This is a genomic window from Paracidovorax wautersii (genome assembly GCF_900113035.1).
GTDB lineage: Bacteria > Pseudomonadota > Gammaproteobacteria > Burkholderiales > Burkholderiaceae_C > Paracidovorax > Paracidovorax wautersii.
Map to the genome: position 1 here is coordinate 12202 of NZ_FONX01000025.1, position 23916 is coordinate 36117.

Sequence of the window (23916 nt, forward strand, 5' to 3'; positions counted from 1 at the left end):
CGCTAGAATTTTCGAGGTTAGCCCCAAAGGCGATGTAGATCGAGGACCCCATGAGTGAAACTCCAATCGACTCCAGCAAACGGACGTGGTTGATCGCGTCCGGATGCGCTGGCGCGGTGGGCGGCGTGGCGACAGCCGTTCCGTTCGTGAGCACCTTCCAGCCTTCGGAGCGTGCCAAGGCCGCGGGGGCCCCCGTCGAGGTGGATATCTCCGCGCTCAAGCCCGGCGAGAAGATCACCGTGGAGTGGCGCGGCAAGCCGGTCTGGATCGTGCGCCGCACGCCCGAGCAGCTGGCTGCGCTGCCCTCGCTCGATCCGCAGCTCGCCGACCCGAAGTCCGAGCGCAAGCCCGCCGAGCTCACTCCGCCCTATGCGCGCAACGAGGCCCGCTCCATCAAGCCCGAGGTGCTGGTCGCGGTGGGCATCTGCTCGCACCTGGGCTGCTCGCCCTCCGACAAGTTCACGCCCGGCGCGCAGCCCTCGCTGCCCGACGACTGGAAGGGCGGCTTTCTCTGCCCCTGCCATGGTTCCACGTTCGACATGGCCGGCCGCGTCTTCAAGAACAAGCCCGCTCCCGACAACCTGGAAGTTCCTCCCCACATGTACCTGTCGGAGACCAAGCTCCTGATCGGTGAAGACAAGAAGGCCTGAGGAGCAACCCATGGCTTACCGCGAATTCAAGGACATCTCGCCCAACGCCTCCACGGGCGCCAAGGCCGTCAACTGGCTCGAGAACCGCTTCCCCACGGCCTTCGATGCCTACCGGGTGCACATGTCGGAGTACTACGCTCCGAAGAACTTCAACTTCTGGTACATCTTCGGCTCGCTGGCCCTGCTGGTGCTGGTGATCCAGATCGTCACCGGCATCTTCCTGGTGATGCACTACAAGCCCGACGCCACCAAGGCGTTCGAGTCCGTCGAATACATCATGCGCGACGTGCCCTGGGGCTGGCTGATCCGCTACATGCATTCCACGGGCGCCTCGGCGTTCTTCGTGGTGGTCTATCTGCACATGTTCCGCGGCCTGCTCTACGGCTCCTACCGCAAGCCGCGCGAGCTGGTCTGGATCTTCGGCTGCGCCATCTTCCTGTGCCTGATGGCCGAGGCCTTCATGGGCTACCTGCTGCCCTGGGGCCAGATGTCGTACTGGGGCGCCCAGGTGATCGTGAACCTGTTCGCCGCCATTCCCTTCGTCGGCCCCGACCTCGCGCTGCTGATCCGCGGCGACTACGTGGTGGGTGACGCCACGCTCAACCGCTTCTTCAGCTTCCACGTGATCGCCGTGCCGCTGGTCCTGCTGGGCCTGGTGGTGGCCCACCTGCTGGCGCTGCACGACGTGGGCTCCAACAACCCCGACGGCATCGAGATCAAGGGTCCGAACGCCCCCAAGGACGAGCACGGCCACCCGCTGGACGGCATTCCCTTCCATCCCTACTACACCGTGCACGACATCTTCGGCGTGTGCGTGTTCCTGTTCATCTTCTCGGCCGTGATCTTCTTCGCGCCCGAGTTCGGCGGCTACTTCCTCGAATACAACAACTTCATCCCGGCCGACCCGCTGAAGACGCCGGCCCACATCGCGCCCGTCTGGTACTTCACGCCGTTCTATTCGATGCTGCGCGCCATCACCAGCGAGATGATGTATGCGCTCATCGCCTGCGTGGTGCTGGCCGTGGGGCTGGCGGTGGTCCGCAGCCGGCTGGCCGGCTTCATCAAGGGCGCGCTGGTCGTGGTGGCGGCCGTGGCGGTGGTGCTCATGCTCTCCATCGACGCCAAGTTCTGGGGCGTGGTGGTGATGGGCGGCGCGGTGATCATCCTGTTCTTCCTGCCCTGGCTGGACATGAGCCCGGTGAAGTCCATCCGCTATCGTCCGGACTGGCACAAATATCTCTACGCGGTGTTCGTGGTCAACTTCGTGGCGCTGGCCTACCTGGGCGTGCAGCCGCCTTCGCCGATCGGCGAGCGCGTGTCGCAGGTCGGAACCCTGTTCTACTTTGGCTTCTTCCTGCTCATGCCATGGTGGAGCCGCCTGGGCACGCCCAAGCCGGTGCCTGACCGGGTGACCTTCACCCCGCATTGAGCGCGCGCACCCTGCTCGAAGAAACATCGCCATGAAAAAAATCATCCTCACGCTGATCGCCGCACTGGGCCTGCTCTCGGGCGCGCAGGCGGCCGAAGGCGGCATCGCCTGGGACAAGGCGCCCAACCGCACCAACGACACCGCATCGCTGCAGAACGGCGCCAAGCTGTTCGTCAACTACTGCCTGAACTGCCACTCCGCGGCCTTCATGCGCTACAACCGCCTGCAGGACATCGGCCTGACCGAGCAGCAGATCAAGGACAACCTGCTGTTCACCACCGACAAGGTGGGCGAGACCATGAAGTCCGCGATCGACCCGCGCCAAGCCAAGGAATGGTTCGGCGGCAACCCGCCCGACCTCACCGTGATCGCCCGCTCGCGCGCCGGCCACGGCGGCACGGGCGCGGACTATCTCTACACCTTCCTGCGCACTTTCTACCGCGACGACACCAAGGCGACCGGCTGGAATAATCTGGCTTTCCCGAACGTGGGCATGCCCCATGTGCTGTGGCAATTGCAGGGCGATCGCCGCCCGATTTTCGAGGAACAGCAAAGCCACGGCCACCCGATCCAGGTCTTCAAGGGGTGGGAGCAGATCACGGCTGGTACCATGTCGCCCCTGCAGTACGACCAAGCCGTGGGTGATCTCGTCAACTATCTGCAGTGGATGGGGGAGCCAGCGCAAAATACGCGGGTTCGCGTGGGCGTCTGGGTACTGATATTCCTGGGCGTTTTCACGGTCATCGCCTGGAGGCTCAATGCGGCCTTCTGGAAAGACGTCAAGTAACCGCTAGACTCTTTGCCGCGCTTTCGGGCGTGGACACGCTTTTACAGAGTGGGCGCGACAGCGCCCACTCTTTTGATTTTTAGGAGCTTCTCACCATGATGGTGCTTTATTCGGGTACGACCTGCCCCTTCTCCCATCGCTGCCGTTTCGTTCTGTTCGAAAAGGGCATGGACTTCGAAATCCGCGATGTGGACCTGTACAACAAGCCCGAAGACATCAGCGTGATGAACCCCTACGGCCAGGTGCCCATCCTGGTCGAGCGCGACCTGATCCTGTACGAGTCGAACATCATCAACGAGTACATCGACGAGCGCTTCCCCCATCCCCAGCTGATGCCCGGCGACCCGGTGGACCGTGCCCGCGTGCGCCTGTTCCTGCTCAACTTCGAGAAGGAACTCTTCGTGCACGTCAACAGCCTCGAATCCCGTGCCACCAAGGGCAACGAGAAGGCGCTGGAAAAGGCCCGCGCCCACATCCGCGACCGCCTGACGCAGCTGGCTCCCGTGTTCCTGAAGAACAAGTACATGCTGGGCGAGAACTTCTCCATGCTGGACGTGGCCATCGCGCCGCTGCTCTGGCGCCTGGACTACTACGGCATCGACCTGTCCAAGAACGCTGCCCCGCTGCTGAAGTACGCCGAGCGCATCTTCTCGCGCCCGGCCTACATCGAAGCGCTCACGCCCTCCGAAAAGGTCATGCGCAAGTAATTCGCGCCTTCAGCCACTTCTTTTCCCGTATCTCGCAGACATGATGAATGCCCAGGACTCCACTTCCACGCGCCCGTACCTGATCCGGGCGCTCTACGAGTGGTGTACCGACAATGGCTTTACGCCCTATGTCGCCGTGCGCGTGGACGACTCCGTCCAGGTGCCGCGCGAATACGTGAAGGATGGCGAGATCGTGCTGAACATCAGCTACGACGCCACCAGCGCGCTGCAGCTCGGCAACGACTTCATCGAGTTCAAGGCGCGCTTCGGCGGCAAGCCCCGCGACATCATGGTGCCGGTGGGGCGCGTGATCGCCATCTACGCCCGTGAGAACGGGCAGGGCATGGCGTTCCCGCCGCCGGTCGATGCGCTGGTGGACGGGCCTTCGGCCAGCTCCGCGCTGTCTGCCGCTTCGGCGCCGCCGTCCCCGGCGGAAGCGCCCGAGCCTTCCGCCGACCGGGTGGTCCAGCTCGTGACGCCCGAATCGGCCGGCGAAGGCGAGCCTGGAGGCACCGAGCCCCCCCGCCCACCCGCAGGCGGCGGCTCGCGCCCGGCGCTCAAGCGCGTCAAATGATGGGCGGCGGGCGGGCCCCTCGCGTGCCTGCTCGTCCCTCATTCCTCTTCTTCAGGCTGCATCGCCTGCGCGGCTAGAATGCAGCCTTCGCCGATTTAGCTCAGTTGGTAGAGCAACCGCCTTGTAAGCGGTAGGTCGTCAGTTCGATCCCGACAATCGGCACCAATTTCCCGTCCCTCCGCCGCCGTTCGCCCCCGTGCGAAGCACCTGGACCTTGCCGGGTTCAGGTTTGAATTTTCAGGCGGATGGCGTTAACCTCCCACCCCTTAGTGCGCAGGTGAGCCTCGAAGGCCGGCAGCAATTGCCGCACCTTGGCCGCCGCAGCATTGCCGCGAACCAGCAGGCACCAGGACGCACCATCGATGGGGCCTGCCTGCAGATGGGGCCGCAGTCCCGGAGGAATCAGTTTTTCGATCGCCCGCAGCCTGGCGCTGGAGTCCCGCGTGAGCGACGTCAGCGCGGACAGCGTGGGTGAATCCTGAGTGGCCTGTTGCAGCGTGATGGCGTGGTGACGACGGGACATGGCATGGCGCCGGCAGGCGCGGAGGCTACTGAGTGCATGTGATTATTACGGACGCCCGGCTGGCCCGCAGCCGGGCGATACATCTCTCCGGCCTGCAGCTGGTCATGGCGGCGCTGCTGGCGGCCTTCATCCTGATGATTTTGGCGGCGGCGATGTACCACTGGATCTTCGTGCGCGGCGCGCGCGAGGGCTGGCCGGTGATCGGCCCGCTGGCCCAGCAGGTCGGCAGCGGTGGCGACTCGGCGGAGCAGGAGCGCTTCGTGCGCGCCAATCTCGATGCCATGGCCCGCAAGGTGGGCGAGATGCAGGCGCGCGTCATGCAGCTGGAATCGCTCGGCGACCGCGTGATGGGCCTGGCCGGCATGCCGCCGGTGAGCGCCACCAAGCCGCCGGGGCAGGGCGGTGCGCTGGTGTCGGGCCGCCCCTTGAGCATGATGGAGCTGCAAAAGACGCTGGACGACCTGGCGAAGCTCACCGACCAGCGCGTCGATCTCATGACCGTGGTCGAGTCGCGCCTCTTCGACCAGCAGGTCCGCAAACGCATGATCCCCACCCAGGCCCCGGTGCCCGACCGGCCGACCGGCTCGCCGTTCGGCTGGCGCATCGACCCGCTGACCGGCCAGTCTGCCCTGCACACGGGGCTGGATTTCCCCGCCGATACCGGCACGCCGATCCTGGCGGCCGCCGGCGGCGTGGTGGTCACTCAGGAATACCACCCGGCCTACGGCAACATGATCGAGATCGATCATGGCAACCAGCTGGTCACCCGCTACGCCCACGCCTCCAGGGTGTGGGTGAAGCGCGGCGATCTGGTCAAGCGCGGCCAGAAGATCGCCAACGTGGGCACCAGCGGCCGTTCGACCGGCCCCCACCTGCACTTCGAGGTGCTGGTGCAGGGCGTTCCGCAGGACCCGCAGAAATTCCTCGTCGCCGGCGGCCCGGGTGCGGGCACGGCGGTCGCCGCGGCGCAGCTTGGCGCCCGCCCGGGCGCCCGGCCTGCGGCTGGCAGGTAAAATCGGTCTCCGGATGTCTGCCGCCCGGCTGCGCAAGCACTTGCAAACCTCGGCGGCGCCTTCACCTGAACTCACTTCTTCTTAGGGATTCTGGTCGCCCTGCCGCCACCCCGGCGCGCAGTGCGGTCCTGTTCGCATGGCCACCAACTTCCTCACCAAATTATTCGGCAGCCGCAACGACCGGCTGCTCAAGCAATATCGCAAGACGGTCGCGCGCATCAATGCGATGGAGCCGGAGTACGAGAAGCTGAGTGACGATGCACTGCGCGCGAAGACGCAGGAATTCAAGGAGCGCGCCGCCCGTGGCGAGTCGCTCGACGACCTGCTGCCCGAGGCCTTCGCCGTCGTGCGCGAAGGCTCCAAGCGCATCATGAAGATGCGCCACTTCGACGTCCAGATGCTGGGCGGCATGGCGCTGCACTTCGGCAAGATCGCCGAAATGCGCACCGGCGAAGGCAAGACGCTGACCGCCACCCTGCCCGTGTACCTGAACGCCCTCTCGGGCAAGGGCGTGCACGTGGTCACGGTGAACGACTATCTCGCCAATCGCGATGCGCAGTGGATGGGCCGGCTCTACAACTTCCTCGGCCTCACGGTGGGCATCAACCTGCCGAACATGCCGCGCGAGGAAAAGCAGGCGGCCTACGCCGCCGACATCACCTACGGCACGAACAACGAATACGGCTTCGACTACCTGCGCGACAACATGGTCTATGAGGCCAAGGACCGCGTGCAGAAGGTGCTCAATTTCGCCATCGTCGACGAGGTGGACTCCATCCTGATCGACGAGGCCCGCACTCCGCTCATCATCAGCGGCCAGGCCGAAGACCACACGCCGATGTACCTGGCGATGAACGACGTGGTGCCGGCGCTGGTGCGCCAGGAAGGCGAAGCCGATCCGCGCACGGGCGAAGGCGTCACCAAGCCCGGCGACTTCACCATCGACGAGAAGAGCCGCCAGGTGTTCCTGACCGAGCAGGGCCACGAAACCGCCGAGCGCCTGCTGGCCAGCCGCGGCCTCATCGCCGAAGGCGCTTCGCTCTACGACCCGGCCAACATCTCGCTGATGCACCACCTGTATGCGGCGCTGCGGGCCAACCACCTCTACCACCGCGACCAGCATTACGTGGTGCAGAACGGCGAGATCGTCATCGTGGACGAATTCACCGGCCGCCTCATGGCCGGCCGCCGCTGGAGCGAAGGCCTGCACCAGGCCGTGGAAGCCAAGGAAAAAGTGGAGATCCAGGCCGAGAACCAGACGCTGGCCTCGATCACCTTCCAGAACTATTTCCGCCTCTACGGCAAGCTGGCCGGCATGACGGGCACGGCCGACACCGAGGCCTACGAATTCCAGGAAATCTACGGCCTGGAAACCGTGGTGATCCCGCCCAACCGCCCGAGCAAGCGCGACGACCAGCTCGACCGCGTGTACAAGACCACCCGCGAGAAGTACGAAGCGGCGATCAAGGACATCCGCGAATGCCACGAGCGCGGCCAGCCCGTGCTGGTGGGCACCACGTCGATCGAGAACTCCGAGATCATCGACCAGCTGCTCAACAAGGAAGGCCTGCCGCACCAGGTGCTGAACGCCAAGCAGCACGCCCGCGAGGCCGACATCGTGGCCCAGGCCGGCCGCGCCGGCATGATCACCATCGCCACCAACATGGCGGGCCGCGGCACCGACATCGTGCTGGGCGGCAACATCGAGAAGGACCTGTCCGCCATCGAGCAGGACGAGTCGCTGGACGAGGCCACCAGGCAGGCCCGCGTGGCCGAGCTGCGCGAGCAGTGGAAGCGCGACCACGAGAAGGTGCGCGAACTGGGCGGCCTGCGCATCATCGCCACCGAGCGCCATGAATCGCGCCGTATCGACAACCAGCTGCGCGGCCGTTCGGGCCGCCAGGGCGATCCGGGCTCGTCCCGCTTCTACCTGAGCCTGGACGATGCGCTGATGCGCATCTTCGCGGGCGACCGGGTCAAGTCCATCATGGACCGCCTGAAGATGCCCGACGGCGAGGCCATCGAGGCCGGCATCGTCACGCGCAGCATCGAATCCGCGCAGCGCAAGGTGGAAGCGCGCAACTTCGACATCCGCAAGCAGCTGCTGGAATACGACGACGTCTCGAACGACCAGCGCAAGGTGATCTACCAGCAGCGCAACGAGATCCTGGATGCGGCCGAACTCTCCGGCCTGATCGAGGCCATGCGCGACGACTGCCTGACCGACCTGGTGCGCCAGTACGTGCCGGCCGAGTCGGTGGAAGAGCAGTGGGACCTGCCCACGCTCGAGCGCGTGCTGAACGACGACTGGCAGCTCTCCCTGCCCCTGCAGCAGGAAGTCGAAGGCGCCGACGCCATCACCGATGACGAGATCCTCGAAAAGGTGCTGGCCGCTGCGCGCGAATCCTTCGCCGCCAAGCTGGCCCTGGTCGGCGAAGCCAACTTCACGCAGTTCGAGCGCATGGTGCTGCTGCAGAGCTTCGACACCAACTGGCGCGACCACCTGAGCGCGCTCGACTACCTGCGCCAGGGCATCCACCTGCGCGGCTATGCGCAGAAGCAGCCCAAGCAGGAATACAAGCGCGAGGCGTTCGAGCTCTTCCGCCAGCTCATCGACCAGGTCAAGAACGAAGTGACCAAGGTGCTGATGACGGTGCAGGTGCAGACCAGTGCCCAGCTGGACGAAGCCGCCGAGGCGCTGGAAAGCCGCGGCGAGAACATCGCCAACGTGACCTACACCGCCCCCACCGAGACCGGCGAAGTCGAGACCGTGGTGGACGAGCACACCGTGCGCACGGACGACGATGCCCAGGCCGGCGGCGTGCGCGTGGGCCGCAACGACCCCTGCCCCTGCGGCAGCGGCAAGAAGTACAAGCATTGCCACGGCAAGCTGGCCTGAGCGGTCAACCGAGGCCCCGCACCCGGTGCGTCATCGGACGGCGGCCTTGAACGACTGACGCAACACACGACACGGGCCATGGCCCGTGTTGTCGTTTCCGGACATCCATTTTTCTGATAATCGACGGCTTCTTCGCCAAGGAAACCCTCCCATGCCCGTAAATCTCTCCGCCCCCGTGGCTTCTGAACTGCACCCCGTCGCCGGCGTGCGCATCGGCGTTGCCGAAGCCGGCGTGCGCAAGGCCAACCGCAAGGATCTGACCGTCTTCCTGCTGGACGAAGGCGCCACGGTGGCCGGCGTGTTCACGCAGAACCGCTTCTGCGCCGCGCCCGTGCAGGTCTGCCGCGAGCACCTGCAGGGCGGCCAGGCGATCCGCGCCATGGTCATCAACACCGGCAACGCCAATGCCGGCACCGGCGCCGACGGCCTGCAGCGCGCGCGTTCCACCTGCGCGGCGCTGGCCGGCCAGCTGGGCTTCGCGCCCGAGCAGATCCTGCCGTTCTCCACCGGCGTCATCATGGAGCCGCTGCCGACCGAGCGCATCGCCGCCGCGCTGCCCGCCGCCCTGGCCGATGCGCAGCCCGCCCACTGGGGCCGCGCCGCCGAAGGCATCATGACCACCGACACGCTGCCCAAGGCCTTCAGCCGCCAGCTGCAGCTGGGCGGTAAGACCGTGACCATCACCGGCATCTCCAAGGGCGCCGGCATGATCCGCCCGAACATGGCGACCATGCTGGGCTTCCTGGCCACCGACGCGGCCATCGCGCCGGAGCTGGTGCAGCCGCTGGTGCGCGAGCTGGCCGACCAGTCGTTCAACCGCGTGACCATCGACGGCGATACCTCCACCAACGATTCCTTCATGCTGGTGGCCACGCACAAGGCCGGCAATGCGCCCGTCGCGTCGCTGGACAGCGCAGACGGCGCGGCCCTGAAGCAGGCCCTGCTGGCCGTGGCGCAGCAGCTGGCCCAGGCCATCGTGCGCGATGGCGAGGGTGCGACCAAGTTCATCACCGTGCGCGTCGAAGGCGGCCGCACCGGCGACGAATGCCGCAAGGTGGCCTATGCCATCGCCCATTCGCCTCTCGTCAAGACGGCCTTCTTCGCCAGCGACCCGAACCTGGGCCGCATCCTGGCGGCCGTGGGCTATGCCGGCATTGACGATCTGGACCAGACCGGCATCGACCTCTTCCTGGACGACGTGCACGTGGCCGTCCAGGGCGGCCGCAACCCCGACTACCGCGAGGAAGACGGCCAGCGCGTGATGAAGCAAAGCGAGATCACGGTGCGCGTGGTGCTGGGCCGCGGCGATGCGGCCGACACCGTGTGGACCTGCGACCTGAGCCACGACTACGTCACCATCAACGCCGACTACCGCTCGTGAAGCGGGGCAGGGGCCCGCAGCGCCGCTGTTGGGTCCCCGCCGATGCAAGGACTCCATGAACGAAGCATTCGCACACCTGCTGCTCCGCGCCGAGCAGCTCATCACCCGCATCGAAGCGGTGCTGCCGCAGCCCCTGTCCGCGCCCGACTGGACGCCGGACACCATCGCCTGGCGCTACCGCAAGCGCAGCAGCGGCCACGGCACGCTGGAGCCGGTGCGCCATGTCGCCGGCCTGCGGCTGGACGACCTCAAGGAAATCGATGCGCAGAAGGAGAAGATCCAGCGCAACACCCAGCAGTTCGTGGACGGCAAGCCGGCCAACAACGTGCTGCTGACCGGCGCGCGCGGCACGGGCAAGTCCTCGCTCATCAAGGCCTGCCTGAACACCTATGCACCCCAGGGCCTGCGCCTGATCGAGGTGGACAAGGCGGACCTGACCGACCTGCCCGACATCGTCGAGGTCGTCTCGGGCCGGCCGGAGAAGTTCATCGTCTATTGCGACGACCTGAGCTTCGACGAGGGCGAGGCCGGCTACAAGGCGCTGAAGTCCATCCTGGACGGCACCATCGCCGCGGCCACGCCCAACGTGCTGATCTACGCGACCAGCAACCGGCGCCACCTGCTGCCCGAATACATGAAGGAGAACCTCGGCTACACCCACACCGAAGACGGCGAGGTGCATCCGGGCGAGGCGGTGGAAGAGAAGATTTCGCTCTCCGAGCGCTTCGGGCTCTGGGTCAGCTTCTACCCATTCAGCCAGCAGGAATACCTGGCCATCGTGGCGCAGTGGCTGGGCTCGCTGGGCGTGGGCGCGGCCGACATCGAGCGTGCCCGGCCCGAGGCGCTGGTGTGGGCACTGGAGCGCGGCTCGCGCAGCGGGCGCGTGGCCTACCAGTTCGCACGCGACTTCGCCGGGAGGCTGGCCGATGCCTGAGGCGCAGACCCCTGGCGCGCAGCCCGCGCGCAAGCACACCGAGGTGGCCGTGGGCATCCTGATGCGCACCGACGGTGCCCTGCTGCTTTCCACCCGGCCTGCCGGCAAGCCCTACGACGGCTACTGGGAGTTCCCGGGCGGCAAGATCGAGGCCGGCGAGACGGTGGAAGAGGCGCTGCGCCGCGAACTCATCGAAGAGCTGGGCGTGACCATCGGCAGCGCCGACGTCTGGAAGGTGACCGAGCACGACTACCCGCACGCGCTGGTGCGGCTGCACTGGTGCAAGGTGCGGGAATGGTCGGGCGACTTCGAGATGCGTGAAGGCCAGACCATGGCCTGGCAGCACTGGCCGCTCACCGTGTCGCCGGTGTTGCCGGGTGCGATCCCGGTGCTCGAATGGCTGGCCGAAGAGCGTGGCGTGGCTTTCGATCCGGCCTCGCTGAACTATCAAAAATGATAGCTGAAGGCGCTTGATCCGCCTGCGCTGGAGGCCGATGAGGCTCTCAATCTCAGGGCATCAGGCGCGGATCGCCGAAGGCCGCGTCGTCCGGCGGCGCTTCGGTGGGCATGCGAAATTCTTCGCTGGCCCAGGCGCCCAGGTCGATCTGCTTGCAGCGCTCGCCGCAGAAGGGGCGAAAGCGGTTGGCGCTGCCGTAGAGGCTGCGCCCGCCGCACTGGGGGCAGGTGACCCAGCGGGCGGCCGGGTCTGCGGTAGCGGAAGCCTGCTGCTGCGCAGGCGTGGGATGTTGTCGGGCCATGGGCGTATTGTCTCGGAAGCGCGGCGCACGCGCTTTCTTCAGGCGCAGAGCGTGAGTTCGAACGCGGCGTCGTCGGTGCAGGACTGCAGCTTGCCGGTGGCGTCGGGGCGCATCAGGCGCACGGAGACGATCAGCCGGTTGCCGCTGATCTCCGGGATGAGTCCCAGGTCGGGGTCGATGCGCAGCCGCAGCAGCTGGAAGGTGCGCCCCTGCGGCAGGGTCTGCTGGAACTGTCCGTGGTCGGCCGCCACCCTCTGCGGCATGCCCGAATCGCGCAGCATCTTGAGCAGCACGAAGACGGATTCGGCCAGCGGCGCCAGGTGCGAGGTCCAGCCTTCCAGATCCTGCTGGCGCTGCTCCGGCGCATGGTGCTGCCAGGCGTAGTAGGCCGGCAGGTCGAAGCCGCAGGTGCCGCCCGGAATGCCGACGCGGCTGCGGATGCTCATCAGCCAGTCGTTCTCGGAAAGCGCGTGGCCGGCCTTGCCGTGCTGGGCGTTCAGCGCGGCGAAGCAGTGGTCGATCTGGCCGATGACGCCGTCGAGCACGTCCTGGGAAATCGAGGGATTGCCGCGGTAGCTGTCGAGCTGCTGCTTGTTCCTTTCGAGGTCCTTGAGCACGTCGGACTTGAGATCGGCGCGGGCAGCGACGTCCATGATCTCGAAGATGGTCACCAGCGCGTAGTGGTGATCGAGCGGATGGGCTCGCGGAATCAGCTCGCCCAGGCGGCGGAACAGCTGCTCGAGCCGCAGATAGGTTCTCAGGCGTTCGTTGAAAGGATATTCGTAAAGGATCACGCTGCTGGGTTCCTGGGGCGCTCGGGAAGGGGCGGGCGCTGAGGCCTGAAGCCAAAGTCAGGTACAGGTGCTGCCCGGTGCATCATAGCCCGAAGCGTGCAGTGATTCGCCGCGCGGTTGTATGCAGTTCTAACAGGGAGATGCCCTCGTTGAAGACGACGATGTCGGCAGCTGCGCATCTTTCGGCGCGCGTTGCCTGCGCGGCGATGATGGCCTGCACCGCCTCGGCAGCCAGTCCGCTGCGGGCCTGCACCCGCGCGATCTGTGTGGCCGGCGTGCAGTCCACCACGATCACGGCATCCAGCACGCGCGTCCAGCGGGCGCGCGACTCCACCAGCAGCGGAATGTCGAGCACGATCAGCCGATAGCCTTCGGCCGCCGCATTCCGCGTGGCCTGGGCGATGGCGTCGGTGACCAGCGGGTGGACGATGCCTTCGAGCCGCAGCTTGGCACCCGCATCGGCGAAGACGCATTCGCGCATGCGCGAGCGGTCCAGCGCACCCTGCGCATCGATGAAGTCGTCGCCGAAAGCCGCCCGGATGGCGGGGATGGCGGCGCCCCCGGCCGCCGTCACGGCGCGTGCGCAGGCATCGGCATCGACCAGCGCGGCGCCGCAGTCGCGCAGCATGCCGCCCAGGGTGCTCTTGCCGCTGCCGATGCCGCCGGTGAGCCCGATCTGCAGCGGAGTGCGCGGAGCACCGGAGCCCGTCACAGGCCCAGCCACTGCAGGATGGTCTGCATCAGCCTGGCCGGCCCGACGAGCATGGCGGTGAGGCCGGCACCGGCCAGGAACGGGCCGAAGGGAACGTAGAGGCCTTCGCGCAGGCTGCTGGCCAGCTTCATGCCGATGCCGACCAGCGCCCCGATGACCGAGGCCACGAGGATCATCGGCACCAGCGCCTCCCAGCCGAACCAGGCCCCCAGCGCCGCGAAGAGCTTGAAGTCGCCGAAGCCCATGCCCTCCTTGCCCGTGGCCAGCTTGAAGGCCCAGTACACCGACCAGAGCGAGAGATAGCCGCAGGCCGCGCCCCATACCGCCGAAGGCAGCGGCACGGCGATCCAGCCCAGCGTCGATGCCAGCAGCCCGGCCCAGAGCAGGGGCAGGGTGATGTCGTCGGGCAGCAGGGTGGTGTCCCAGTCGATGAAGGCGAGCGCGACCAGCGCGGCAGAGAAACCGCACCAGAGCGCCGCCGTGGGCGTGATGCCCCAGCGGTAGCCGCAGAAGGCGAAGAGCGCGCCCGTCAGCAGTTCGACCAGCGGATAGCGCACGCCGATGCCGGTGCCGCAGGCCGAGCAGCGTCCCTTGAGAAAGAGGTAGCTGAGCACGGGGATGTTCTCGTACCAGCGCACGGCGTGGCCGCACGACGGGCAGCGGGAGCGCGGCGTGACGAGGTTGAAGGTGGGCGCCTCGCCGGGCGCGGCATCTGTGGCATTGGCCGCTGGCGCGGTGCGCTGCGCCGAATCGCCTGCGGCTGCGGCGTCCAGCGCGTACTGCGCATGCTCGTCGGCCCACTGCCGCTCCATCATCCGGGGCAGCCGGTGGATCACCACGTTGAGGAAGCTGCCCACCAGCAGGCCCAGCACGCCCGCCAGTGCGGCCGTGACGCCGACGCTCTCGTACATCAGACGACCTGGCCCAGCTTGAAGATGGGCAGGTACATCGACACGACGATGCCGCCGATGATGGTGCCCAGGAAGACGATGATGATGGGTTCCATCAGGCTGGAGAGGCCGGCCACCATCTCATCGACCTCGGCTTCGTAGAAGTCGGCGGCCTTGCCCAGCATGTGGTCGATGGAGCCGGATTCCTCGCCGATGGCGCACATCTGCAGCACCATCGAAGGGAACACGTTGGCATTGGTCATGGCGGCGGTCAGGCTGGTGCCTGTGGAGACTTCCTGCTGGATCTTGTCGGTGGCGTCGGCATAGACCGAGTTGCCCGATGCGCCGCCCACGGAGTCGAGCGCTTCCACCAGCGGCACGCCGGCCGCGAACATGGTGGACAGGGTGCGGGTCCACCGCGCCACGCAGGACTTGTCGATCAGCGCGCCGAAGATCGGCAGCCGCAGCAGCAGGCGGTCCATCACCTTCTGCATCTTCTCGTTGCGGCGCCAGGCTTGCATGAAGAAATAGAAGCCGCCGCCGATCACGCCGAAGATCAGCCACCAGTACTGCACGAAGATCTCGCTGATGCCCATCACCAGCAGCGTGGGGGCGGGCAGGTCGGCGCCGAACGAGGTGAACACTTCCTTGAAGGCCGGGATCACGAAGATCATGATGATGGTCACCACCACGAAGGCGACGATGATCACCGAGATGGGGTACATCAGCGCGGAGCGGATCTTGGACTTGATCGCCTCCGTCTTTTCCATGTAGAGCGCCAGCCGGTCCAGCAGCGCTTCCAGAATGCCGGCGGCTTCGCCCGCCTCCACTAGGTTGCAGTAGAGGCTGTCGAAATACATGGGGTGCTTGCGGAACGCCATGTTCAGCGAGGTGCCGGTCTCGACGTCGCTGCGGATGTCGTTGAGCAGCTTGGCGACGCTCGGGTTGGTGTTGCCCCGGCCCACGATGTCGAAGGACTGCAGCAGCGGCACGCCGGCCTTCATCATGGTCGCCATCTGCCGCGTGAAGAGCGCGATGTCCTTGGGCTTGATCTTCTTGCCGGACCGGGTGCGGCGTTTCTTGATCTTGGTGGGCAGCACGCCCTGGCGCCGCAGCGTGGCCTGCACCTGGTTCTCGCCGACCGCCCGGACTTCACCGCGCACCACCTTGCCGCTGCGGTCCTTGCCTTCCCATTCGAAGACGAAGTCCTTGATGTCCCTCGATGTCCCGGTCGCCATGTTGTGCGCTCCCTGATGGGTTATTCGTTGGTCACGGCCAGGACTTCCTCGAGCGAGGTCAATCCGATGCGGGCCTTGTACAGGCCCGAGGCGCGCAGCGACCGCACGCCTTCACGCCGCGCCTGCTCGGCGATCTCCAGCGCGCTGCCGTCGCGCAGGATGATGCGCTGGATCTCTTCCGACACGGGCATCACCTGGTAGATGCCGAGGCGTCCCTTGTAGCCGTTGTTGCAGGCGGGGCAGCCCACCGGCTTGTACGTGACCCAGGTGCCGTCGATCTCTTCTTCGGTGTAGCCCGCGTCGATCAGCGCCTCGTGAGGGATGTCGGCCGGCGCCTTGCACTGCGGGCACAGGCGGCGCGCCAGGCGCTGCGCCGTGATCAGGATCACGCTGCTGGCGATGTTGAACGGCGCGATGCCCATGTTGCGCATGCGCGTCAGCGTGGTGGGCGCATCGTTGGTGTGCAGCGTGGACAGCACCAGGTGGCCCGTCTGCGCGGCCTTGATGGCGATGTCGGCGGTCTCCAGGTCGCGGATTTCGCCCACCATGATGATGTCCGGGTCCTGGCGCAGGAACGACTTGAGCGCCGTGGCGAAGGTCAGCCCGGCCTTTTCGTTCACGTTGACCTGGTTGACGCCCGGCAGGTTGATTTCCGAGGGGTCTTCCGCCGTGGCGATGTTCACCCCGGGCTTGTTCAGCAGGTTCAGGCAGGTGTAGAGCGACACGGTCTTGCCCGAGCCGGTGGGGCCGGTGACCAGGATCATGCCGTAGGGGCGGCCGATGGCCTGCAGCAGGCGTGCCTTCTCCTCGGGCTCGTAGCCCAGCGCGTCGATGCCCAGCTTGGCGCTGCTGGGGTCGAGGATACGGATCACGATCTTCTCGCCGAACAGCGTGGGCAGCGTGCTCACCCGGAAGTCGATCACCCGGTCGGGGCCCACCTTGAGCTTCATGCGCCCGTCCTGGGGCACGCGCTTTTCCGAGATGTCCAGCCGCGAGATCACCTTGATGCGCGAGGCCAGCTTGTCCTTGATGGCGATCGGCGGCGAGGCGATCTCGCGCAGCTCGCCGTCGATGCGGAAGCGCACCCGGTACTGGTGTTCGTAGGGTTCGAAATGCAGGTCGGAGGCGCGCATGTTGAACGCGTCCAGCAGCATCTTGTGCAGGAACTTGACGATGGGCGCGTCTTCGACCTCGTTGACGCCCGTGTCCTGGGGTTCGGGGCTTTCGGGGACGGACAGGTCGTCGAACTCGAAATCCGCGCCGCTCACCATGTTTTCCATGGCCTCGGCCGTGGACTTGGTGGTCGCGTCGATCAGGCGCACCAGCTTGTCGTATTCGGCAATGATCCAGTCCACGCCCATCTGGGTGGTGAACTTGATCTTTTCCGCCGCTTCCTGGTCGGTGGGGTCGGCCGTCGCAACGATGAGCCGGTTGTTGCGCTTGCTCAGGACGATGACGCGGTAGGCCTGGCAGATCTTCGCGTCCAGCAGGTCGCGCGGAAGGCGGGCCGGATCGATGGCGTCGATGTCGAGCAAGGGAGCGCCGAACACCGCAGACACGGTGTGGGCCAGATCCAGCGGCGAAACCGAGCCCGAGCCCGTCAGCTCCGCGATGAAGCTGGTGCGGCCGGACTGGGACTTGCGGTAGATATCCTCGGCAGCCTTCTGGCTGAGCTGGCCCGCCGAAATGAGCGCCCGCCCCAGGCCGGGCAGGGCAATGCTGGAGGCATCCTGGAGGGCGGAATCGGCGTCAGCCATGTAACCGGTGAAGTCTTTTGGGTGGAAAAGAAACCATCCTATCACTGCAATACGATGGTCTTTTGCAGGGCTCGGGTTGGTCGATGCCGCTATCGGCGCAGGAGCCATCTGCGGTGGCAGCCTGATGCATTCTTACATGTCGATGCAACTCGCGGTACACAGGCATGGCCGTTGCACTTGCGACGCTGGACTCTTGCCCGGGAGCTTGGCCCAATGCCTGTGTGGATGGGGCTGCCAGGCCTGTCTGCCGGATTCGTGGGGGCGGGTTGCTCACTGTTCGCTGGGTCCGCGCGCCAGCAGGGCCTCGAGCATGTCGATGCGATGCCGGTGCGGCGTGGTGATGGCGTAGAAGCGCTCCTGCAGCGCGGTCGAATGGCCCACGACGACCAGCAGGCCGGACTGGAGTTCGTCCTGCACCACCACCTCGGGCAGTACGGTCAGCCATCCGCTGTCGCGTGCGATCAGGCGCAGCATGGCCATGTCGTCCACCTCGGCGCGTAGCCGCGGGACCACGCCAGCCGTGGCGCAGAGGGCATCGAACTGGGCGCGCAGCGCATGGCGCGGGCCGGGCAGGGCGATGTCCGCTCCGTCCAGGTCTTCCGGAATGCGCAGGCTCCGGGACGCCCACTGGCTGGCAGGACCGACCAGCGAAATCGACTGGCTTCCCAGAAAGCGGCAGTGCAGCGGCCGGCCCGGGTCGGCCGGGACCGTCTCATTGGCCAGCACCACGTCCAGTTGGTGCTGCACCAGGCGGGCGAGCAGGCCTTCCAGCAGGCCCGACTCCAGCGTCAGCACCAGCGCCGGGTCGGCCAGGGCCGGCCTGATCCAGTTTTCCTGGTAGTTGCGCGACATCGTGGCCACGCTGCCCACGCGCAGGCGCGTCACACCCGCCGAGCGGCCTTGAAGGCGCCCCAGCATTTCCTGGCCCAGGCCGAAGATGTTGTCCGCATAGGCCAGCACCAGCTGGCCGGTGTCCGTCAGCAGGAGTCGGCGGCCCTCGCGGGCAAAGAGGCTTTCGCCCAGCCGTTCTTCCAACTGCCGGATCTGCGCGGATACCGCCGACTGCGAGGTGTGCAACTCCTCGGCTGCCCGCGTCAGATGGCCCAGCTTGGCTACTCGCCAGAAATAGAAGAGGTGGTGGAAGTTGAGCTGGTTCAGTTCCATTGTTCTGTTTTGTGTATTGATTTATTCCAATCAATGTAATTTACAGAACAAAAACCCCAAAGCATCATCGCCTCCATGCATTTGAGAGGTTTCCAAAATGACGATGACTGAGGCGTGGTGCCTGGCCGTTGCACTGTCGCCGGCATGTCTGATGGCTGCGATGGCAGGGCTGACGCGGCTGCGCTGGTCCGCCATGCCCGGGCTGTGGCGGGTGTTCCATGGGGTGTCATGCGCCGCGCTGGCTGCTGCGGGCCTGTCGCTGGCCCTGGGGGCAGTGGGCATGCCGGTTGTCGGCCCCCTGGTGCAAGCCACCCCGCTGGCGCTGGTGCTGGCCGTGCTGGTGCAGCTGCTCGGCTTGGTGATCGCCGCGTTTTCCACCCGCTATCTGGAAGGCGAGGAGAACCAGCCGCGCTATCTGCGCGCGCTCGCCACGGTGCTGGCCAGTGTTCATCTGCTGCTGCTCGCCGATCACTGGCTGGTGCTCATCGCGGCCTGGGCCGCCGTGGGCATGGCGCTGGAGCGGTTGCTGTGCTTTTATCCGGATCGTCCCTTCGCGCTGCTGGCGGCGCACAAGAAGCGTATCGCCGACCGGCTGGCCGACCTGCTGCTGCTGGGCGCCGCAGCGCTGGCCTGGTGGACGGTGGGCAGCGGATCGCTATCGGCCCTCTGGGCGCATCTGGCGCAGCACGGCCCGTCCCTGCCGCTGCAGGCCAGTGCTCTTTTGCTGGTCGTTGCCGTCACGCTGCGCACGGCCTTGCTGCCGGTGCATGGCTGGCTGATCCAGGTGATGGAGGCGCCGACGCCCGTGTCCGCGCTGCTGCATGCGGGCGTGGTCAATCTGGGGGGCTTCGTGCTGATCCGCTTTGCGCCTCTGCTGGAGCAGGCCGGTGCCGCGCGGCTGCTGCTGATGGCGCTGGGCCTGGGGACGGCGGTGCTGGCGGGCATGGTCATGCTCACGCGCATCAGCATCAAGGTGCGGCTTGCCTGGTCCACCGTGGCGCAGATGGGTTTCATGCTGCTGGAATGCGCGCTGGGGCTCTACAGCCTGGCGGCGCTGCATCTGATCGGCCATTCGCTCTACAAGGCGCATGCCTTCCTGTCGGCCTCTTCCGTGGTGCGTCAGACCCGCCTGCATGCCTTGCATCCGGCTGCGGTGCCGGGCACCGCCAGCGTCGTGCTGGCCCCGGTGCTGACAACTTCGGTCGTGTGCTTCCTGGTCGCGCTGGCGGGAGGGGCGGCTTGGCCCTGGTGGTGGAGCGCGCTGCTGGGCCTGGCATGGGCGCCCCTGCTGTGGCTGCCGGCCGCGCATGCGGGCGGCCCTGCGCACGGCTGGCAGTGGCTGTTCGGCCTGCTGGCCGCCGCGGGCCTGACCCTGGCGGCCATGGCGGCGCATCTGCTGCCCCTGGGCTTGCGGGACGCTCCCGACCACCACCTGGGCGTGTTGGCCCTGGCTGGCATGGCCTGCCTGTATCTCTGCCAGGTCCTGCTGCAGAAGCGGCCGCAGTGGCTGGCGCGCTGGCGGCGCTGGAGCTATGCCGGTTTCTATCTGGACGAGGCCTACACGCGCCTGGCACTGCGCCTCTGGCCCGCGCATTGGGTGCTGGCGCGCTCGCCGGCCATCGGCCTGCCGTGGCCGCGCGGCGGCCGCCGCGCGCCGCGCTGACTGCAACGACAAGATGATGGAGTGCATCCCATGACGGACCTTTCGACGATAGACCCCCGACCCGCTACGGGCAGCGCACCTGCCGCAAGCAGCGCCCATGAGGTGCTGCATGCCCAGATCGAGCAAGCCTGCCGCCAGGCCTGCCTCGCGATCGCCCCGGCCTGGCCGCTGGACCGCGCCATCGCCGTCAATCCGCACTGGTCGCGCATCGGCATGCCGGTGCGCCGTGTGGCTGCCCGCATGGCCGTGCTGGGCGGTATCCAGGTCTTCCCGCCGCGCGAGCGGCAACTGCAGGCCTGGCGCGAAGGCCGCATCGGTGCAGCCGACCTGGCCCTGGCGCTGCGGCAACTGCCCGCGGCGCAGGCGGCGGGCCTTGCGCCCGAGCGGTGCCGGCAGGCGTTGGAGGCCGGGCCGCGTCCGGTGCAGCTGCCCTTGCTGATCGACGTGCTGGACAGCGATGCAGATCGCCGGGCGAGGCTCTCCTGGCGGCAGGCGGTCACGCAACAGGTCAGCCAGACTTGCGCGGCCTACTTCGACGAACATCAGGCGAGCTGGCAGCCCGAGCGCAGGCAGGGGCTGTATGCCTTCTGGCGCGACACCTTGCAGCATGACCACGGCATCGGCCTGTTGATGGGCTTGCCGCAACTCGGCCGGGCCGTGAGCGCCTTGCCCGCCACCGCGCAGGATGCCGAGCGCTGGGTCATCGCCCGGCTGGGCCTGCCCCAGGCGGTGTGGGCCGACTATCTGGAGTCCGTGCTGCTGAGCATCAACGGCTGGGCCTCGTGGTGCGCGTATCTGGGCTGGCAGGCGGGGTTGGCAGGTGGCCAGGATGCCCACCTGCGCGAGCTGCTGGCCATCCGCCTGGCCTGGGGCGTGGTGCTGCTCGAATGCAAGGAAGACGAGGCGGCGAGGGCGGCATTCGGCGCGCTGCAGCAGGCTTGGAGCCAGGCGCCCCGCATCCTGCAGGAAGCCGAGAGCGACATGCTGATCGACGAGGCATGGCAGCTGGCGCTGGAGATCGGCTATCAGCGCGAGCTGGCGCAGCAACTGGCCCGGCCTGCCCCCACGCACGATGGCGGCGCGTCTGCACAGATCGAAGTCCAGGCGGCTTTCTGCATCGACGTGCGCAGCGAACCCTTGCGGCGTGCGCTGGAGGCGGCCTGGCCTGGTGGCATCCAGACCCTGGGCGTCGCGGGCTTCTTCGGCCTGCCCGTCGCCTATACGCCTCTGGCCACGCAGCTACGCCGTCCTCAGCTGCCCGGCCTGCTGGCGCCGGCCATGGAGGTGGGCGACTGCATCGTCAGCGCCGATCCGGCCCAACGGGCCGGCGACGCAGTGCGGCAGGGCGCCGCGGGCCGTGCGCGCCAGACGCGCCTGGCCCTGGCTGAGCAATGGCAGGCGGCCAGCCATTGGCCGGGGGCCGCGTTCTCCTTCGTCGAGGCGGCCGGCGTGGGATACCTGGGCAAGCTCGGGCGCTGGCTGCTGCCCGGCGGGCGCGAGCGCGCGCGGGATGACCTGCAGGGCGTGCCGGCCCGCTACCGCCCGGTCTGCCGTCCGCAGCTGCTGGGCATGGACCTGGGTGACAAGGTGGCGCTGGCCGCGCGGCTGCTGCATGCCATGGGCCTGGAGCGGTATATCGCGCCACTGGTGCTGCTCGTCGGCCACGGCAGCCAGTCGGCCAACAACGCCCATGCGGCGGCGCTGGATTGCGGCGCCTGCTGCGGCCAGACCGGCGAAGTCAATGCGCGCAGCCTGGCGCTCCTGCTCAACGACCCGGCGGTGCGCCAGGGCCTGCACGCGCAAGGGCTGCATGTCCCCGACGCCACGGTGTTCGCGGCGGCGCTGCACAACACCACCACCGATGAGATCGAAGGCTTCGACCTGGACCTGCTTCCGGCCAGCGCGCGCGAACGCTGGAAGCATCTGCAGGCCGTGTTCAGCCAGGCCGGCGACCAAGTGCGCCGCGAGCGTGCGCCCCGCCTGCGGCTGGATCCGGACGCTCCTGGCGACGCGCTGCTGGCGCAGCTGCGCCGCCGCGCCAACGACGGCGCGCAGACGCGGCCCGAATGGGGGCTGGCGGACAACGCTGCCTTTGTCATCGCGCCGCGGTCGCGCAGCCAGGGCGTTTCGCTGGGCGGGCGCAGCTTCCTCCATGACTATGACGCCGGCCAGGACCCTGACGGTAGCATCCTGGAAATGCTCATGACCGCGCCCATGCTGGTCACGCACTGGATCAACTGGCAATACCACGCCTCCACCAGCGATCCGCAGCGGCTGGGCAGCGGCAACAAGCTGCTGCACAACGTAGTGGGCGGTGCCCTGGGCGTGTTCGAGGGCAATGGCGGAGACCTGCGGATCGGCCTGTCGCGGCAGTCGGTCCATGACGGCCAGCGCTGGATGCACGAGGCGCTGCGGCTGACCGTGGTCATCGATGCGGCGCGGCCAGCGATCAATGCAGTGATCGGCAGGCATGAAGTCGTCCGGCAACTGCTGGACAACGGCTGGCTCCATCTTTGGCGCTTCGAGGGGGCAGGTTTGGAGCGGTATGGGCAGGCGGGCTGGGCGCCGGTGGAGTTGATTGCCTGAGATTGAGCCGCCCCGGTGAACTGACCCCCAGAAGTTGGATGAACTTCAAGGGGTTTCATGAAGAGGTACGAAGTGGAGTTCAAGCTGGAAGTTGTCCAGAGCTTCTTGGAAGGCGAAGGCGGCGCGAAGCTTTTGGCTCGGCGGTGGTCGGTTCCCGAGGAGAAGATCCGCACTTGGGTGAGCCATTACCGTCTCCACGGCATCGACGGCTTGAGCCCCAAGCGCAGCGCGTACAGTGCGCAGTTCAAGCTGCAGGTGCTGGCTCATCAGGATCGCGAGCAGCTTTCCAGCCGTCAGGTCGCGGCGATCTATGACATTCGCAATCCAAACCAGGTCGTGGTCTGGCGACGCAATCTCGATCAAGGCCGCTGGCAAGCGCGCGAGAGGGGGAAAGAAGAGCAGCCCAAGATGAAGCCAGAACGGCGCTCTGCAGCACCGTCGAGCACGGTCGTTGCCGATGCGGAGAGAACCTTGCGGGAAGAGAACGAACGACTGCGCGCGGAGGTCGCGTACCTAAAAAAATTGCAGGCCTTAATTCGGTCGAAGAGGTCAGCTGCGCCGACAAAGCGCGCCTGATTGCCGGGTTGAGGCATGACCATAAGTTGGCGGACCTGTTGCACATAGCGGGCCTGCCGCGCAGCACGTTCTACTACCAATGCCAGGCGACCCAGCACGCCGACCAGCAACGCGCAGTGGAAGCCAGAATCCGCACCATTTACGACGAGCACAAGGGCCGCTACGGATACCGACGCATCACTGCGGTGCTGTGCAATTCAATGGCAGAACCGGTCAACCACAAGTGCGTGCAGCGTCTGATGCAGAAGATGGGGCTGCGCGCGTTGATTCGGGCGAAGAAGAGATCTCGGCATGTTCCGGGCATGAGCGATGAGCACGTGCCCAACGTTCTGCAGCGCGACTTCTGTGCGACCGCCCCGAACCAGAAGTGGGCGACCGATGTCACCGAGTTCAATGTGAGCGGCCACAAGCTCTACCTGTCGGCCTGTATGGACCTGTACAACGGCGAGATCGTCGCGTACCGCATGGCAAGGCGTCCGGTCTTCGAGATGGTTTCCAGCATGCTTGAAGCCGCGCTCTCACGGGCCAGTTGCGTCACCAACCTGATCGTGCACTCCGACCAAGGCTGGCACTACAAGATGCAGCCCTACCGAGCAATGCTCGCGCGACGCGGAGTCAAGCAAAGCATGAGCCGCAAAGGCAACTGCCTCGACAACGCGGCAATTGAAAGCTTCTTCGGCACTCTGAAGGCCGAGTATTTCCATCTCGAAAGGCCCGACAGCGTTGATGCGCTCGAAGCGGGCGTGCATGATTACGTCAACTACTACAACCACGAGCGCATCAAGCTCGGGCTGCAGGGGCTCAGTCCGGTGGGGTACCGATTGAGAAGCTCCGCCTGATCGGCGGAATCGTGACCGTCCAACTTCTGGGGGGCAGTTCAA

Annotated in this window: 21 protein-coding genes and 1 tRNA gene; 14 read left to right on the forward strand and 8 right to left on the reverse strand. The window is 66.7% G+C overall.

The annotated features are described in order from the left end of the window. The first annotated feature begins 50 nt into the window (after nt 1-50). The 6 genes from petA to BM070_RS22820 all read left to right on the forward strand — a co-directional run bounded on the left by petA (nt 51) and on the right by BM070_RS22820 (nt 4312). Nucleotides 51-650: a ubiquinol-cytochrome c reductase iron-sulfur subunit gene (gene petA / locus BM070_RS22795; protein WP_092942310.1), complete on the forward strand. Its 600-nt coding sequence runs from the start codon at nt 51-53 to the stop codon at nt 648-650. 10 nt (nt 651-660) lie between these two features. Further along, entirely contained in the window at nt 661-2079 is a 1419-nt protein-coding gene (locus tag BM070_RS22800; RefSeq protein ID WP_092942313.1) for a cytochrome b, read from the forward strand. 31 nt (nt 2080-2110) lie between these two features. Continuing rightward, nucleotides 2111-2866: a cytochrome c1 gene (locus tag BM070_RS22805; protein ID WP_092942316.1), complete on the forward strand. Its 756-nt coding sequence runs from the start codon at nt 2111-2113 to the stop codon at nt 2864-2866. 95 nt (nt 2867-2961) lie between these two features. Then, entirely contained in the window at nt 2962-3573 is a 612-nt protein-coding gene (locus BM070_RS22810) for a glutathione S-transferase N-terminal domain-containing protein (RefSeq protein ID WP_092942319.1), read from the forward strand. A 43-nt stretch (nt 3574-3616) separates the two neighbouring features. Continuing rightward, a complete protein-coding gene (locus BM070_RS22815) occupies nt 3617-4147 on the forward strand; it encodes a ClpXP protease specificity-enhancing factor (protein ID WP_245785343.1) in 531 nt (176 codons plus the stop codon). Between the two features lie 89 nt (nt 4148-4236). Then, nucleotides 4237-4312: transfer RNA gene (locus tag BM070_RS22820), tRNA-Thr, on the forward strand. A 58-nt stretch (nt 4313-4370) separates the two neighbouring features. Here the strand turns inward: BM070_RS22820 and BM070_RS22825 are convergent. Beyond that, complete coding sequence (locus BM070_RS22825; protein WP_092942325.1) at nt 4371-4670, reverse strand: hypothetical protein; 300 nt, start codon at nt 4668-4670, stop codon at nt 4371-4373. Between the two features lie 32 nt (nt 4671-4702). Between BM070_RS22825 and BM070_RS22830 the strand changes: the two genes are divergently transcribed. From BM070_RS22830 to BM070_RS22850, 5 genes are all read left to right on the forward strand, one after another. Beyond that, nucleotides 4703-5683: a M23 family metallopeptidase gene (locus BM070_RS22830; protein ID WP_175518586.1), complete on the forward strand. Its 981-nt coding sequence runs from the start codon at nt 4703-4705 to the stop codon at nt 5681-5683. A 136-nt stretch (nt 5684-5819) separates the two neighbouring features. Then, nucleotides 5820-8582, forward strand: a complete 2763-nt coding sequence (secA, locus tag BM070_RS22835; protein WP_092942331.1) for a preprotein translocase subunit SecA — start codon at nt 5820-5822, stop codon at nt 8580-8582. Nucleotides 8583-8733: 151 nt separating this feature from the next. Next, on the forward strand, nt 8734-9963 hold the full coding sequence (gene argJ, locus BM070_RS22840) for a bifunctional glutamate N-acetyltransferase/amino-acid acetyltransferase ArgJ (RefSeq protein ID WP_092942334.1): 1230 nt from the start codon (nt 8734-8736) through the stop codon (nt 9961-9963). Nucleotides 9964-10018: 55 nt separating this feature from the next. Further along, the gene (locus BM070_RS22845) at nt 10019-10897 is read left to right on the forward strand and encodes an ATP-binding protein (RefSeq protein ID WP_092942337.1); all 879 of its coding nucleotides are present in this window, start codon (nt 10019-10021) and stop codon (nt 10895-10897) included. Beyond that, on the forward strand, nt 10890-11354 hold the full coding sequence (locus tag BM070_RS22850; protein ID WP_092942340.1) for a (deoxy)nucleoside triphosphate pyrophosphohydrolase: 465 nt from the start codon (nt 10890-10892) through the stop codon (nt 11352-11354). Before BM070_RS22845 ends, BM070_RS22850 begins: the two co-directional genes overlap by 8 nt. Before the next feature lie 52 nt (nt 11355-11406). On the opposite strand, the gene BM070_RS22855 is transcribed toward BM070_RS22850, so the two are convergent. From BM070_RS22855 to BM070_RS22885, 7 genes are all read right to left on the reverse strand, one after another. Beyond that, a complete protein-coding gene (locus BM070_RS22855) occupies nt 11407-11655 on the reverse strand; it encodes a DNA gyrase inhibitor YacG (RefSeq protein ID WP_092942343.1) in 249 nt (82 codons plus the stop codon). Between the two features lie 38 nt (nt 11656-11693). Beyond that, nucleotides 11694-12449, reverse strand: coding sequence for a cell division protein ZapD (zapD, locus tag BM070_RS22860; protein WP_092942345.1), 756 nt, complete (start codon nt 12447-12449; stop codon nt 11694-11696). Nucleotides 12450-12531: 82 nt separating this feature from the next. Continuing rightward, nucleotides 12532-13173: a dephospho-CoA kinase gene (gene coaE / locus BM070_RS22865; RefSeq protein WP_245785342.1), complete on the reverse strand. Its 642-nt coding sequence runs from the start codon at nt 13171-13173 to the stop codon at nt 12532-12534. Then, nucleotides 13158-14072: a prepilin peptidase gene (locus tag BM070_RS22870; RefSeq protein WP_092942348.1), complete on the reverse strand. Its 915-nt coding sequence runs from the start codon at nt 14070-14072 to the stop codon at nt 13158-13160. Before BM070_RS22870 ends, coaE begins: the two co-directional genes overlap by 16 nt. Continuing rightward, entirely contained in the window at nt 14072-15289 is a 1218-nt protein-coding gene (locus BM070_RS22875; RefSeq protein ID WP_092942351.1) for a type II secretion system F family protein, read from the reverse strand. The genes BM070_RS22870 and BM070_RS22875 overlap by 1 nt, the downstream gene beginning before the upstream one ends. A gap of 20 nt (nt 15290-15309) precedes the next feature. Then, a complete protein-coding gene (gene pilB / locus BM070_RS22880) occupies nt 15310-17046 on the reverse strand; it encodes a type IV-A pilus assembly ATPase PilB (RefSeq protein WP_092942354.1) in 1737 nt (578 codons plus the stop codon). Nucleotides 17047-17316: 270 nt separating this feature from the next. Next, the gene (locus tag BM070_RS22885) at nt 17317-18210 is read right to left on the reverse strand and encodes a LysR family transcriptional regulator (RefSeq protein WP_092942357.1); all 894 of its coding nucleotides are present in this window, start codon (nt 18208-18210) and stop codon (nt 17317-17319) included. 97 nt (nt 18211-18307) lie between these two features. Here BM070_RS22885 and BM070_RS22890 point away from each other — a divergent pair, with 97 nt between their 5' ends. From BM070_RS22890 to BM070_RS22900, 3 genes are all read left to right on the forward strand, one after another. Next, entirely contained in the window at nt 18308-19873 is a 1566-nt protein-coding gene (locus BM070_RS22890; RefSeq protein ID WP_092942360.1) for an NADH-quinone oxidoreductase subunit L, read from the forward strand. Between the two features lie 30 nt (nt 19874-19903). Next, nucleotides 19904-22459: a YbcC family protein gene (locus BM070_RS22895; protein WP_092942363.1), complete on the forward strand. Its 2556-nt coding sequence runs from the start codon at nt 19904-19906 to the stop codon at nt 22457-22459. A gap of 57 nt (nt 22460-22516) precedes the next feature. Then, nucleotides 22517-23874 (forward strand): IS3 family transposase gene (locus BM070_RS22900; RefSeq protein WP_245785156.1). Its coding sequence is split into 2 segments (ribosomal slippage): nt 22517-22994 and nt 22994-23874, totalling 1359 coding nucleotides; the frame shifts between segments, so codons are not numbered across the junction. The last annotated feature ends 42 nt before the right edge of the window (nt 23875-23916 follow it).

What these genes read in the sequence shown, in the direction of transcription:
- BM070_RS22850 (WP_092942340.1), top strand. Translation starts at nt 10,890, where the DNA reads ATGCCTGAGGCGCAGACCCCTGGCGCGCAGCCCGCGCGCAAGCACACC.
- BM070_RS22870 (WP_092942348.1), bottom strand. Translation starts at nt 14,072, where the DNA reads ATGTACGAGAGCGTCGGCGTCACGGCCGCACTGGCGGGCGTGCTGGGC.
- secA (WP_092942331.1), top strand. Translation starts at nt 5,820, where the DNA reads ATGGCCACCAACTTCCTCACCAAATTATTCGGCAGCCGCAACGACCGG.
- BM070_RS22810 (WP_092942319.1), top strand. Translation starts at nt 2,962, where the DNA reads ATGATGGTGCTTTATTCGGGTACGACCTGCCCCTTCTCCCATCGCTGC.
- pilB (WP_092942354.1), bottom strand. Translation starts at nt 17,046, where the DNA reads ATGGCTGACGCCGATTCCGCCCTCCAGGATGCCTCCAGCATTGCCCTG.
- BM070_RS22895 (WP_092942363.1), top strand. Translation starts at nt 19,904, where the DNA reads ATGACGGACCTTTCGACGATAGACCCCCGACCCGCTACGGGCAGCGCA.
- argJ (WP_092942334.1), top strand. Translation starts at nt 8,734, where the DNA reads ATGCCCGTAAATCTCTCCGCCCCCGTGGCTTCTGAACTGCACCCCGTC.
- BM070_RS22875 (WP_092942351.1), bottom strand. Translation starts at nt 15,289, where the DNA reads ATGGCGACCGGGACATCGAGGGACATCAAGGACTTCGTCTTCGAATGG.
- petA (WP_092942310.1), top strand. Translation starts at nt 51, where the DNA reads ATGAGTGAAACTCCAATCGACTCCAGCAAACGGACGTGGTTGATCGCG.
- BM070_RS22890 (WP_092942360.1), top strand. Translation starts at nt 18,308, where the DNA reads ATGACGATGACTGAGGCGTGGTGCCTGGCCGTTGCACTGTCGCCGGCA.
- BM070_RS22845 (WP_092942337.1), top strand. Translation starts at nt 10,019, where the DNA reads ATGAACGAAGCATTCGCACACCTGCTGCTCCGCGCCGAGCAGCTCATC.
- BM070_RS22885 (WP_092942357.1), bottom strand. Translation starts at nt 18,210, where the DNA reads ATGGAACTGAACCAGCTCAACTTCCACCACCTCTTCTATTTCTGGCGA.
- BM070_RS22855 (WP_092942343.1), bottom strand. Translation starts at nt 11,655, where the DNA reads ATGGCCCGACAACATCCCACGCCTGCGCAGCAGCAGGCTTCCGCTACC.
- BM070_RS22800 (WP_092942313.1), top strand. Translation starts at nt 661, where the DNA reads ATGGCTTACCGCGAATTCAAGGACATCTCGCCCAACGCCTCCACGGGC.
- BM070_RS22815 (WP_245785343.1), top strand. Translation starts at nt 3,617, where the DNA reads ATGAATGCCCAGGACTCCACTTCCACGCGCCCGTACCTGATCCGGGCG.
- BM070_RS22825 (WP_092942325.1), bottom strand. Translation starts at nt 4,670, where the DNA reads ATGTCCCGTCGTCACCACGCCATCACGCTGCAACAGGCCACTCAGGAT.
- BM070_RS22805 (WP_092942316.1), top strand. Translation starts at nt 2,111, where the DNA reads ATGAAAAAAATCATCCTCACGCTGATCGCCGCACTGGGCCTGCTCTCG.